This window comes from Novosphingobium rhizosphaerae (genome assembly GCF_050920675.1).
Taxonomy (GTDB): Bacteria; Pseudomonadota; Alphaproteobacteria; order Sphingomonadales; family Sphingomonadaceae; genus Novosphingobium; species Novosphingobium rhizosphaerae.
This window is the reverse complement of the sequence record NZ_CP137862.1, coordinates 561,795-574,864: the sequence shown is the minus strand read 5'-3', so window position 1 is coordinate 574,864 and position 13,070 is coordinate 561,795. Positions and strand designations below refer to the sequence as shown.

General features: G+C 66.8%; 10 protein-coding genes. 9 read left to right on the top strand and 1 reads right to left on the bottom strand.

What is annotated here, in order from left to right:
• The first annotated feature begins 3 nt into the window (after positions 1–3).
• From R9J51_RS22335 to R9J51_RS22320, 4 genes are all read left to right on the top strand, one after another.
• Entirely contained in the window at positions 4–1,407 is a 1,404-nt protein-coding gene (locus tag R9J51_RS22335; protein ID WP_179562950.1) for an aldehyde dehydrogenase family protein, read from the top strand.
• A complete protein-coding gene (locus R9J51_RS22330; RefSeq protein WP_179562952.1) occupies positions 1,404–3,047 on the top strand; it encodes an AMP-binding protein in 1,644 nt (547 codons plus the stop codon). Before R9J51_RS22335 ends, R9J51_RS22330 begins: the two co-directional genes overlap by 4 nt.
• A 493-nt stretch (positions 3,048–3,540) precedes the next feature.
• Positions 3,541–4,527: a sensor domain-containing diguanylate cyclase gene (locus tag R9J51_RS22325; RefSeq protein ID WP_432788042.1), complete on the top strand. Its 987-nt coding sequence runs from the start codon at positions 3,541–3,543 to the stop codon at positions 4,525–4,527.
• Positions 4,528–4,674: 147 nt separating this feature from the next.
• The gene (locus tag R9J51_RS22320; RefSeq protein WP_179562956.1) at positions 4,675–6,393 is read left to right on the top strand and encodes a tannase/feruloyl esterase family alpha/beta hydrolase; all 1,719 of its coding nucleotides are present in this window, start codon (positions 4,675–4,677) and stop codon (positions 6,391–6,393) included.
• 4 nt (positions 6,394–6,397) lie between these two features.
• On the opposite strand, the gene R9J51_RS22315 is transcribed toward R9J51_RS22320, so the two are convergent.
• Complete coding sequence (locus R9J51_RS22315; protein ID WP_179562958.1) at positions 6,398–6,910, bottom strand: DUF3237 domain-containing protein; 513 nt, start codon at positions 6,908–6,910, stop codon at positions 6,398–6,400.
• Positions 6,911–7,031: 121 nt separating this feature from the next.
• On the opposite strand from R9J51_RS22315, the gene R9J51_RS22310 reads away from it, so the two are divergent.
• From R9J51_RS22310 to R9J51_RS22290, 5 genes are all read left to right on the top strand, one after another.
• Positions 7,032–8,084, top strand: a complete 1,053-nt coding sequence (locus R9J51_RS22310; RefSeq protein WP_179562960.1) for an alpha/beta hydrolase — start codon at positions 7,032–7,034, stop codon at positions 8,082–8,084.
• Positions 8,085–8,120: 36 nt separating this feature from the next.
• Positions 8,121–9,110, top strand: coding sequence for a LacI family DNA-binding transcriptional regulator (locus R9J51_RS22305; RefSeq protein WP_179562962.1), 990 nt, complete (start codon positions 8,121–8,123; stop codon positions 9,108–9,110).
• A 247-nt stretch (positions 9,111–9,357) separates the two neighbouring features.
• Positions 9,358–11,505: a TonB-dependent receptor gene (locus tag R9J51_RS22300; protein WP_432788041.1), complete on the top strand. Its 2,148-nt coding sequence runs from the start codon at positions 9,358–9,360 to the stop codon at positions 11,503–11,505.
• On the top strand, positions 11,502–11,732 hold the full coding sequence (locus R9J51_RS22295) for a hypothetical protein (RefSeq protein WP_432788040.1): 231 nt from the start codon (positions 11,502–11,504) through the stop codon (positions 11,730–11,732). The genes R9J51_RS22300 and R9J51_RS22295 overlap by 4 nt, the downstream gene beginning before the upstream one ends.
• Positions 11,733–11,767: 35 nt before the next feature.
• Positions 11,768–12,787 carry an alpha/beta hydrolase gene (locus R9J51_RS22290; protein ID WP_179562966.1) on the top strand — a complete coding sequence of 340 codons (1,020 nt, stop codon included), beginning with the start codon at positions 11,768–11,770 and terminating at the stop codon, positions 12,785–12,787.
• Positions 12,788–13,070: the final 283 nt, after the last annotated feature.

The window sequence follows — 13,070 nt, the reverse complement described above, 5'->3', positions numbered from 1 at the left end:
GCGATGCCTGAGATGAAAATGCTGATCGGCGGCGCCCTGGTGGCGGGCGACATGACGATGGACGTGATCAACCCGGCCACGGGGGAAGCCTTCCTCACCGTGCCGCGCGCCAGCGTGGCGCAGGCCGATGCCGCGATCGCGGCGGCCAAGGCGGCGCAGCCGGCCTGGGGCGCCACGCCGCTGGCCACGCGGCAGCAGGCGCTGCTCGATCTGGCCGATGCCATCGGCGCGCGGGCCGATGAATTTGCCCGCCTCTTGACGCAGGAACAGGGCAAGCCCCTGCCCGAGGCGCAGGGCGAAGTGGCCTGGACGCAGGGCTTCCTGCGCCACTATGCCACGCTGGGCCTGGAAGATCGCGTGATCCAGGACGATGCCGCCGGGCACATCGTGGTCAAGCACCGGCCCCTGGGCGTGGTGGTGGGGATCATCGCGTGGAATTTCCCGCTGCTGGTGGCGCTGTGGAAGATCGGCCCGGCGACGCTGGCGGGCAATGCCATCGTGCTCAAGCCCGCACCCACCACGCCGGCCAGCGCGCTGCTGCTGGGGGAAATCTGTGCGCAGGTGTTTCCCGCCGGCGTGGTCAACGTGATCACCGATGCCAATGACCTGGGGCCGCATCTGACGGCGCATCCCGACGTGGCCAAGATCGGCTTCACCGGATCGACCGCCACGGGCAAGCGCATTGCCGCCAACGGGGCCGACACGCTCAAGCGCGTGACGCTGGAACTTGGCGGCAACGACCCGGCCATCGTGCTGGACGATGTGGACGTGCGCGAGACGGCCAAGGCGATCTTTGCCAATGCCTTCCTCAATTGCGGGCAAGTGTGCCTGGCGATCAAGCGCGCCTATGTCCACGCCGATATCTATGATGCCATGGCCGCCGAACTCGCCCGCCTGGCGCAAGAGGCCGTGGTGGGCGACGGGTTGGAGCAGGGCACCCAGATCGGCCCGATCCAGAACGCGATGCAGTTCGAAAAGATCAAGGGTTTCCTCGATAGCGCGCGCGCCGATGGTAGAATCGTGGCCGGTGGCGCGGCGATGGAACGTGCCGGCTATTTCATTGCGCCCACCATCGTGCGCGATGTGACCGACGGGATGAAGATCGTGGACGAGGAGCAGTTCGGCCCGATCCTGCCACTGGTGAAATTCGATGACGTGGAAGACGTGATCGCGCGCGCCAATGCCAGCGACTATGGCCTGGGCGGCTCGGTCTGGTCGGCCGATGTGGGCCGCGCCGCCGATATCGCCGCGCGGATCGAGAGCGGGCAGGTGTGGGTGAACCAGCACCTGGCGATCGGCCCGCACATTCCCATGGCCGGCTTCAAGCAATCGGGCCTGGGCGTGGAGCAGGGCGTGGAAGGCCTGGCCGAATATGCCCAGGTGCAAGTGGTGAACATCAAGCGATGAGCGCGCTATCCCATGCCGTGGGGCCGACCGACGAGCCCCTGCTGAACCTGACCATCGGGCAGGCGCTGCGCCGCGCTGGGCAGGAATGGGCTGATGGCCTGGCGCTGGTTTCGCGCCACCAGGGCCTGCGCTGGACCTGGGCAGAGCTGGACGCCGAAGTGGACCAGGTGGCCACCGGCCTGTTGGCGCTGGGCATTGCCAAGGGCGATCGGGTGGGCATCTGGGCACCCAATGGCGCGGAATGGACGGTGATCCAGTTTGCCACCGCGCGGATCGGCGCGATCCTGGTGACGATCAACCCGGCCTATCGCACCAGCGAGGTGGAATACGCGCTCAACAAGGTGGGCTGTCGCCTGCTGGTGCTGGCGCCCCGGTTCAAGAGCAGCGACTATGTGGCGATGCTGCGCGAACTCGGGCCGGAGCGCCTGCCGTCCCTGGAACATAAAGTGACGCTGGGCGCCGAAGCATTCGATGGCTTCCTGCCCTGGCAGGCCCTGCGGGCAGAGGCGGACCGGGCGGCGCTGGACCTGGCCGAGGCCGAGCTCGATCCGCACGATGCGATCAACATCCAGTTTACCAGCGGCACCACCGGTTTTCCCAAGGGCGCCACGCTGACGCATCACAACATCCTGAACAATGGCCTGTTCAGCGGCCGCACCATGGGCCTGGGGCCGGCAGACCGGCTGTGCATTCCGGTGCCGCTGTACCATTGCTTTGGCATGGTGCTGGGCAATCTGGCGGCGCTGACCAGCGGCGCGGCGATGGTCTATCCAGGCGAAGCGTTCGATCCGCGCCTGGTGCTGGAGGCGGTGAGCGCCGAAGGCTGCACCGCGCTGCACGGCGTGCCAACGATGTTCATCGGCGTGCTCGCCCAACTGGAGGCAGGCATCTATGACGTTTCCACCCTGCGCACCGGGATCATGGCCGGATCGCCTTGCCCGGTCAGCGTGATGCGCGCGGTGATGGAGCGGCTCAATATGGCCGAAGTCACCATCGGCTATGGCATGACCGAAACCAGCCCGCTGACCACCCAGACCGCGCGGACCGATCCGGTGGCAGAGCGCGTGGAAACCGTGGGCCGCGTGCATCCCCATGCCCAGGCCAAGATCGTGGACAGCGATGGCGCCGTGGTGCCCGTGGGCGTGCAGGGCGAATATTGCTCGCGCGGCTATGCGGTGATGCGCGGCTATTGGGGCGATCCGCAAAAGACCGCCGAGGCGATCGACGCCGATGGCTGGATGCATTCGGGCGACCTCGCCACGATGGACGCGCAGGGCTATATCCGCATCACCGGGCGCATCAAGGACATGATCATTCGCGGCGGGGAAAACATCTACCCGCGCGAGATCGAGGAATTTCTCCTCGGCCATCCCGAAGTGCTCGACGCGCAGGTCTTTGGCGTGGCGGATGACCGGTTCGGCGAGGCAGTGTGTGCCTGGATCATCCCGCGTCCGGGGGCAACGATCGACGAAGCCGCCGTGCGTGCGCATTGCCAAGGCCGCATTGCCCATTTCAAGGTGCCCGCGCATATCCGCATCGTCGAACGCTTTGCCATGACGGTGACGGGCAAGGCGCAGAAATTCGAGATGCGCAAGATCATGGAGGCGCAGTTGCGCGGTGTCGAGGCCAACCCGGCTTAGGTCGTGAACGCATAAATGGCGCCCCCGAGGTTTGAGGCCAAAGGCCCCGTCGCGAGGAGAAAGCGCGCAGGAATATCTTACATATTTCAAGTGCTTTCGACGCTGCGAGGGGGCCTTTGGGTCAAATCCCGAAGGGACGCCAAAATGGCTTCCATCTCAGCCCAAAGTGCCCTTGCAAAGGCTGCCAGCCTTCGCGGCGGGCACTTTGGCCCGATATGTTCGCCATTTTGGCGCCTCGGGGGCGCCATTTATGCGTTCACGACCTAGCCGGAGCCCGCCCGGAACGCCCCGTAAAGGCACGATTGTGTTGCGGCAGGCCAGGTTCTATGGCCATCGTAACGACCGCCGATCACGAGGAATGCCGAAGGCCCGTTCTACGGTTCGGCAAGGTCGATGCGGTAGACATCGGGAAGGGTTTGCGCGCAATGAATCTCGCCCTGTTGCAGACCCTGGCGCCGGCGGCACGGGGATCGAAACGCATGAGGGACTTGTCGTGAAGCCTATTCGCACGGTGCTGGGGGACGAACCCGGGCGCATTGCCGCGCTGCATCGCCTCGACATTCTCGATACCGAGGCAGAGAGCGCGTTCGAGGATGTGGTCGCACTGGTGCGCGCGGCATTGCATGTGCCGATCGCAGCGGTCTCGCTGATCGATGCCGATCGCCAGTGGTTCAAGGCCCGGGTCGGGCTCGACGTCAGCGAAACCCCGCGCAGCGTCTCGTTCTGCTCCCACGCGATCGAGGACACCGAGCCGTTCCTGATCGCCGACGCGTTGGAAGACGTGCGCTTTGCCAACAATGCACTGGTCAACGGGCCGCCGAATGTGCGCAGTTACGCCGGCATCCCGATCCGGACGGCCGAAGGCTATAACGTTGGCGCGCTGTGTGCGATCGACCATCGCCCGCGCCAGTTCACGCCCACCGAAGTGGCGATGCTGTGCAACCTGGCCCGCATCGTCGAAAAGGAACTGGAACTGCGCCGGATTGCCGATCGCGATGCGCTGACCGGTTGCCTGACCCGCCGCGCCTTTGCCGAGCGCGCCGTGGTGGAGATCGACCGCTTCCACCGCTACGGCCGTCCGTGCAGCCTGGTCATGGCCGATATCGACCATTTCAAGGCCGTGAACGACACGCACGGTCATATTGCCGGCGATTGCGTGCTGCGCGAAGTGGCGCAACTGGTCATGCAGCTCAAGCGCGACGGCGATGTGCTGGGCCGGCTGGGCGGCGAGGAATTTGCCGTGTTGCTGCCCGAAACCAGCGCCGGCGCGGCGCGGGCGGCGGTGGATCGGTTCCGCCGCACGCTGGAACAGCACACCATGACTCTGCCCGGTGGCGAGCGGCTTCGCGTCACCGCCAGTTTCGGCATTGCCGAACTGAGCGGCGGCATCACCATGCCGGACGAATGGCTCGCCGCTGCGGACCAGGCGATGTATGCGGCCAAGCGCGGCGGCCGCAACCGCTGCGAAATCTGCGCCTGATTTCCCCAAGGGAGCGCCGCAGCCGGATCGGATTATCCTTGCTGGGCACGCACATGCGGTTGCAATCGTTTGCGCGAATGTTATACCGCATTGCTATCTGGATCGTAACGATCGGATGGGAGAGGCGTGGCCTTATGGAGGATTTGCGTGGCCTGTAAGACGAAAAGCATGCGCCGCATGGCGCTGGCCGGCATCGCAACGGGCGCGCTGCTGGCGCCTGGCATGGCACTGGCCAAGACCGGCGCCGCCGTGCCTTCTGCCCAGGCCTGCGCGGCTTTGGCGCAGCCAGGCCGGGTGGCCTGGCCCGATACCACCACGCGCATTGTGGCGGCCACCTGGCGCGCGGCGGGATACGCGGTCCCCTTGCTTGGCCAGCCCGATGCACCCCCGGTCCAGGCGGCGCTGCCCGCCCATTGCGAGATCGAGGGCCTGATGCACGAGCGGCGCGGGGTAGACGGGCAAAGCTATGCCATCCGCTTCCGCCTGCGTCTGCCGGCGCAGTGGAACGGCCGCTTCCTCATGCAGGGCGGCGGCGGCACCAACGGCACCGTGGGCGACGCCATCGGCCAGGTGGGCGTGGGCCAGCCCTTTGCCCTGGGCCAGGGCTATGCCGTGCTCGCGCAGGATTCGGGCCACGACAATGCCACCAACACCGATCCGGCCCGCGGCGGCATGGTGGCCTTTGCCCACGATCCGCAGGCGCGGGCCGACTATGGCGGCGCCTCGCTGCGGCCGGTCACGCTGGCGGCCAAGGCGCTCGTTGCTGCCTATTATGGGCGTGCGCCGCGTTTCAGCTATTTCTATGGCTGTTCCAAGGGCGGGCAGGAAGGCATGGTCCTGGCCCAGCAGGAGCCCGACCTTTACAACGGCATCGTGGCCGCTGCGCCCGGTTTTGCCCTGCCGCGCGCCGCCCTGGCCGAGGCGTGGAACACCAAGGCGCTGGGCGGTGTACTGACAGCGCAGGGCCAGGCACCCACGGTGGCCGCGCTGGCCGGCAGCTTTTCGGTGGAAGCCGGGGCCAAGGTACGCCAGGCGATCCTGGCGGCGTGCGACGGATTGGACGGGGCCAGCGACGGGATCGTGGCCGATGGCGCGCGTTGCACCTCTGCGCTGGTCGTGCCGCAGCTGCGCCAGGCCGGTCTTTCGGCCGCGCAGGTAGATGCGCTGGTGGCCATCCACGATGGCGTTCGGGACAGCGCGGGGCACCAGATCTATCCTGGCTTTGGCTGGGATGGCGGCTGGTTCGATCCGGGTTGGCGTATCTGGATGATGGGCAGCGCCGATGGGCGTGTGCCGCCGCTCAACGTCGTGCTGGGTGCGCCGTCGCGACTGGTGCTGTTTGCCACGCCGCCGGGCACCGTCCCGCCCGCGCCAGACGCGATGCTGGCCGCACAACTGGCATTCTCGCCCGACAAGGACGCTGCCGCGATCGCCGCCACGGCGCCGGGCTGGCCGCGATCGGCCTGGGCCGATGTGGGCGCCCATCTGCCCAATCTTGACCGGTTCCGTGCCCGAGGCGGCCGCCTGATCGTGCCGCATGGCGCCTCTGACCCGGTGTTTTCGCTGAACGATACGCTGGCGTGGTGGCGCTCGCTCGATCGCCACAGCGGCGGTCAGGCGGCGGGATTTGCGCGGGTCTTCCCGGTGCCGGGCATGGCGCACTGCGCGGGCGGCCCGGCCACCGACCGCTTCGACGCGTTCCGCGCGCTGGTGCGCTGGGTGGAGCAGGGCCAGGCGCCCCAGGCGTTGCAGGCCAGCGCCGGGCCCGCCACACCCTGGCCAGGCCGCACCCGGCCGCTGTGCCGCTATCCCCTGGTGGCCAAGGGGAAGGGCGGCGCGCCGGCTTGCGTGATGCCCAAGGGTTGAGGGGCTAGCGCACCTTGTAGAACGCGATGTCGACCGCAGGGTGGGCCGGATCGGTGCCACCCTCGATCGTGGCGACATAGGCACCGCCGTTAAGCCAGGTGAGGGGGCCAAGCGGCGCTTCGAACGTGGGCATGCTGTAGATCGGCGTGCGGGTGCCATCGGGGCCGGGGCACATCTTGCCGTGGTTGACCACGTTGAACACGGTGCCATCTGCGGCCTTGAGCATGTAGTCGGCATGGAGTTCGGCGCAGCCCCCCGCGCCGTGCAATTGCCAGTCCCACCCGCCAGGCACGACCGTGCCGCGCAGCATCGGCCCTTCGAACGTGCCGCCGGTGATGCGCACCAGGCTGCGGCTACCACGCGGCGTCTGCCCCACGTCGCGTTGCTCGCCCAGCAGGACATGGGCGCGAAACATGAGATCGAGCGTGGGTGCCGGCGTGGCGGCGCGAACCGTGGCCGGCGCTGCAAGCGTGCACAGGGCGGCCAGCAGTGCGGGCACGGCATGGATACGTAACATGGTGAACCTCTCCGACGGATTGTGAATGCGTAACCGATTGCGCAATTGCTTTTGGCATGCCACGAGGGCAGTGCAAGATGATTGTGCGCCAAGGCGCAATCGGGTGAGGGAAAATCAAGCGATGATCGATCGACGCAAACTCCTGTGCCACGGCGCAGCCAGTGTGGGTGCGGGGCTGGGCGTGGCCTTGGCCGGGCCTGTTGCCTGGGCGGCCGATCCGCTGGCTGGGGTGGACCCGGCGCTGCGCGCGGGTGCGGATGTCGTGCTCAAGATGGGAGCCCAGCTTTCGCCTTTGACGGCTGCCCGCCTGCCGATCCTGCGCCAGGGCAGCGCCACGATGGCAGCGCCGCTGCGTCCGGACGTGCCGGTGGAAGAGCGCAAGGTTCCGGTGGGTGCCGGCATTCCCGATGTGACCGTCTTCGTGATCAACGCCGGTGCCCGGCCAGGGGGCGCGCCAAGGCCGGCGATCCTGCATACCCATGGCGGCGGCTTCGTGGCCGGCGCGGCGCGCGCGGAACGCGGCTATCTGCAGGACTTTGCCAAGACGCTCGATTGCGTGATCGTGACGGTGGAATACACCCTGGCGCCCGAGGCGCGCTTTGCCCGGTCCACCGCCGAAACCTATGCCGCGCTGCGCTGGCTGCACGCCCAGGCCGAAACGCTGGGCGTGGACCGGCGGCGCCTGGCGGTGATGGGCGAAAGCGCGGGCGGCGGCCATGCCGCGCTGCTGGCGATCATTGCGCGCGATCGCGGCGAAGTGCCGCTGGTGCTGCAAGTGCTGAGTTATCCCATGCTCGATGATCGCACCGGCAGCACCGTTACCCCGCCGCCGGGCGTGGGCAAGCTGGGCTGGGACGCGCAGGCCAACCGCTTTGGCTGGGCCAGTTTTCTTGGGGCAACGCCGGGATCGCGCGCGGTTCCGGCCGCCGGCGTGCCGGCGCGCCTGGCCGATCCGCGTGGACTGGCGCCAGCGTTCGTGGCGGTGGGTGGTATCGATCTGTTCGTGGACGAGGACATCACTTATGCTCGGCGCTTGACCGATGCCGGTGTCCCGACCGAATTGCTGGTGATCCCCGGAGCCTATCACGGGTTTGACCGCGTCGTGCCCGATGCCGGCCCTTCGCGGCGGCTGATCCAGGCGCGGTTCGACGCTTTGCGCCGGGCCTTTGCCTGACCCCGGCTGCTGCGCCACGATCATGAAGCGGAACGCATGAATCTCAAGGAATTTGCGGAACTGGCAGGGGTTTCCACGGCAACGGCATCGCGGGCGCTGAGCCGGTCCGGCCGGGTAAGCGAGGAAACGCGGCAACGCATTGCCGTGCTGGCGGAAAAGCTGGGTTATCAACCCAATGCCATTGCCCGCAACTTGCGCACGCAGCGCACCATGACCGTGGGCGTCCTGGTGCCGATGGGCCACGATGCGTTGCAGCACCTGTCCGACCCGTTCTTCAACACCATGATCGGCTTCCTCGCCGATGCCCTGGTCGATCGCGGTTATGACCTGCTGCTCTCGCGCGTGCTGCCCAGTGACGAGCGCTGGCTCGATCGCTACATCGGCAGTGGCCGCGTGGATGGTATCATCGTGATTGGCCAATCCGATCAATATCATGTGATCGAAAGCGTCGCGCGCCGCTATCACCCCATGGTGGTCTGGGGCGGGCAGTTGCCCGGCCAGCAGCATTGCGCGGTGGGATCGGACAATTTCCGGGGCGGACAACTCGCGGCCGAGCATCTCGTGGCGCAAGGGTGCCGCAAACTGGCCTATGCCGGGCCGGACCGGGGCGCCGAATTCGGCGAACGCCTGGCCGGGGTGCGCGCGGCATTGGCCGCGGCGGGCCTGCCTGAGCCGGTGGAGCTGCCATCGCATTTCGAACCCGATGCGGCCTATCGCGATCTTGCCGCGCACCTTCTTTCCCTGGGCCACATGCCCGATGGCATCGTTGCCGGCGCCGACGTGACCGCCGCCGGCATGATCAAGGCCCTGACCGAACTGGGCCACGACGTGCCCGGTGCCGTGCGCGTGATCGGCTACGACGGCCTGCCGCTGGGCGAGCAGCTCACCCCCACGCTCACCACGATCGACCAGCAGTTGCGCGAGGGCGCCAGAATCATGGTGGACCTGGTGTTGCGCCGGATCGCGGGCGAAGACACGCCATCGGTGCGGATCGCGCCCCGCCTGCTGCAGCGCGCGTCCACCTGATCGGGGCCCCGGCCGGCCTTTCATTTCCCTGCTGCACGAGCTTGATTCGCGCGGGCGTGCCGCGGCGAAGGCCGGTGCCCGCCATTTCATGCCGCCCGGAATCTAATCGATTGCAATAAATTCGCGCCGCGCCATTGACGCTGCGTGGAAATGTGTGCAATCGATTACGCAACACACGAGGAACGGCGCGGGGTCTGCCCCATTCGCATCGGCGGGCACCGGCATCCTTGGCATCAGGGAGAGTGACATGATGAATCGCACCCAATGGCTGATTTCCGCCGGCGCATGCGCGGCTGCCGCGCTTGCCACCGCTGCGCACGGGCAGGCTGTGGAACAGGCTGCCCAGCCGTCAGACTCGCAGGCAGCGCCCGCCGACCAGGCCGTGGGCGAAATCGTGGTGACCGCGCAGAAGAGCAGCGAAAAGCTCAGCAAGGCACCGATCGCGGTGAGCGTCGTGGCGCAGGGATTGCTGGATCGCCAGGGGCTGACCACGGGCGAGCAGTTGGCGACCACGGTGCCCTCGCTCAAGCTGTCGCAGAACGGTTTTGCCATTCGCGGCATTGGCAGCAACAACAGCTTCAGCGGCTATTCCACGGTCGCCACCCAGTTCGACGGGATCTACAATCCCTCGTCGGCCGCGCTGTCGATGGCGGTGTTCGATATCGCCTCGGTGGAAGTGGCGCGCGGGCCGCAGGGCACGGTCTATGGCCGCAACGCCACGGCGGGCGTGGTCAACATCAACACCGCCGATCCGGGCAAGCTCTATGGTGGCAGTGCCAGCGTGCAATATGGCCGCTTCAACGATATCCGCGCCCAGGCCGCGGTGGACCTGCCGGTATCGGATACGCTCGGCCTGCGCGTGGCGGCGTTTCGCCAGGTCAACGATGGCTATGGCCCGCAATTCAAGGCCGATCGGTTCGATCGCGCCGATCTGGCCGCGGTGCGCGTGACCGCCAAGTGGCAGCCGACGTCCTCGTTCAGCTGGCGCCTTTCGGGCAGCTATGGCGAGAACCACAGCACGGTGCCGGCTGTCTACCTGCGCAACTACACCTATTATCCGCAGGCCAACCTGACCACCGGCACGTTCGGGCCCGGCACGATCGTCCAGTCCGACGCCATCAATCCAGGCCTCGATCTGGTGACCGCCAATCGCCAGTCGATCAAGAGCTATGATTTGCGCTCCAAGGTCGTCTGGCAGATTTCCGCGCCGCTGACGGTGACCTGGCTGGCCGGCTATTCGCTGCTCAAGAACGATGGGGTGGTGGCCGCGTCGGGCGTGTTCTCGCAGGAATACCTGGGCCAGCGCACCCGCACCTGGTCCAACGAAGTGGACGTGAACTACGAAAGCGGGCCGCTCAAGCTGGTGGCGGGCGCTTATCTCTATGAAGACAAGCAGCCTTCGGGCCAGCGCCTGCTGCACGCGGGCAATACCGCGCCCGCGTCGTTCAACACCGTGTTCAACGCCTTTGGCCCGATCGTGGCGGGCACCGGCAACCAGATTTCGACGATTGCCGGGGTGGACGTGGTCAACACCTATTCGGGCACGGGCAGCCGTTCGCACGCGCTGTTCGGCCAGGCGACGCTCAAGCCGCTGCCCGGCCTGCGCCTGACCGCCGGGGTGCGCTCCACCTGGGATTCGGTGTTTTCGCGCGAACAGCAGCTGGTCTGCGCGGGCAATACGGTGACGCGCGCCACGGTCAGCGCCGATACCTGCCCGGTGGGGGGCACGCTTGCCTATACCGATGACCGCAACCGCGCGGCGGTGGACTTCAGCAAGGTGAACTGGAAGCTTGGCGTCGATGCCGACCTGACCCACGATGTGGTCGGCTATGTCACGGTTTCGACCGGGTACCGGGGCGGCGGCTTGCAGGCCAGCACCAACCCGGCCGGCTTCCGCCAATATGCGCCCGAAACCGTCACCAACTATGAAGCGGGTCTGCGCGGCAATTTCTGGGGCAATCGCCTGTTCGTGGGCCTCACCGCCTATCAGATGGACTATCGCGACTTGCAGGTTTCGACGATCATCGTCGATCCGGTGCAGGGGCCGATCGCGGTGACGACCAATGCCGCCAAGGCCCGTATCCGCGGGCTTGAGCTGGAAACCACGTTCCGTCCCACGTCGGCCGATCGCCTGTCGGGCTATGTTTCGTTGATGGATGCGCGCTTCCGCAGCTTTGCCGACACGCCTGACGGCCTGCTTTATGCCGATACGATGTACAACATCTTTGCCCGCTGCTGGGCTATGCATCGATCACGGCGGCCACCACCGACAATTCGGGCAAGCGTCTCGCCTTTGCGCCCAAGTTCAGCGCACGGGCCAGCTATTCGCACGCGTTCACCCTGGCATCGGGCGCCCGGATCACGCCGGCTGTGGATTTCTTCGCACAGTCGATGAGCTATGCCACCGCGCAGAACATCGCACAGGGGCGCATTGCCGGCTATACCAAGACCGATCTCAACCTGCAGTTCGACGATGCCTCAGGCCACGCCTATGTGAACCTGTTCATCAACAATGTGGAAGATCGCCGCATTCCCACCACCGTGGTACCGGTGTGGAGCTCGACCACGGCAAGCTATGCCCCGCCGCGCACCTATGGCGTTCGCGTCGGTTTCAAGTACTGATCGAGGCTAGACTCGGGAATGGGAAACGACAGGAAATGGACCAGGGCATCGATCGGCGCGGCGTGCTGGGCATGGTGGGTGGCGCGATGATCGCTGGTCCATTTCCGGCTGCGGCCACGGCCGCGCAGGCCACGGCGCGCGCCAGCGTGCCGCCGCCATTGCAAACCCCGATCGGGGCGAGCGACCTTCCGGCGGCGTGGCGAGAAGCAGAAGTGGTGCCGCTGTGGGACGGGCCGCCGCCGGGCGGCACTTTTGCTCCGCCGCAGCGCCCGGCCGGCCTGGCCGCGACGTTCATTACTGGCGTGAGCGCGCCGGCGCTGCACGTGTTTCGGCCCCGGCAGAGCAATGGCCGGTCGCTGCTGGTCATTCCCGGTGGCGCCTACAGCTTTGTCTCGGTTCGCAACGAAGGGCTGGACGTGGCGCAGGCTTTCACCGCCCTGGGTTATACCGTCCATGTCCTGGTCTATCGCCTGCCGGGCGAGGGCTGGACGGCGCGAGCCGATGTGCCGCTGGCCGATGCGCAGCGCGCCATGCGCCGCATCCGGGCACTGGCTCCGCGCCATGGGCTTGATCCGGTCCAGGTGGCCGTCATGGGCTTTTCGGCGGGCGGGCATCTGGCCGCGTCGCTGCTGACCGGGTATCGCGAGCCGTTGTTTGCGCCGGGCGATCATCTCGATACGCTTGATGCGCGGCCCGCATGTGGCGTCCTGGTCTATCCGGTGATCGCGATGCGCGCGCCTTATGGCCATGCCCTTTCGCGCGAACTCCTGCTCGGGCCCGATCCCGATGCAGCCCTGGTCGCCCGGCGTTCTCCGGCCGAGCATGTCGACGCACAGACGCCGCCGACGATGCTGGCCCACGCTTTCGACGATCCGGCCGTTCCCTGGCAAAACAGCACCGCGTTCATCGAGGCGATGCAAGCGGCACGGCGACCGGTGGAAGCGCACTTCTTCGAAGAGGGTGGCCACGGCTTTGGCACCGGGCCGGCCAATGCGCCTGCCGGGCAATGGCCGCGCCTTGCGGCAGCCTGGCTCGACCGTCACTTGCTCGCTTGATCAAACGCTGCGGTGGTATGCGGTCTTGCTGGTCGGCTGCGGCGAGGGCGGAAATTGCCAGTTTTGGCGTGCATTGGCGGTGACTTTGGCAAGAGGACGAGCCGACGTGATGAGAGCCGTAAAGTGCATAATAAAGGTTATGTTAAATGAAATTGAGCGCATAGTTGCAAACTGCGCAACTGTCCTTGCTCCCTTCGCACTTGCACCAAGCCCCGATTTCACCCATTTGGAGCAGGCCTTTCAGGCATCCTCTCCCAAACTCAAAACGGCCAGCCTTCGGGCT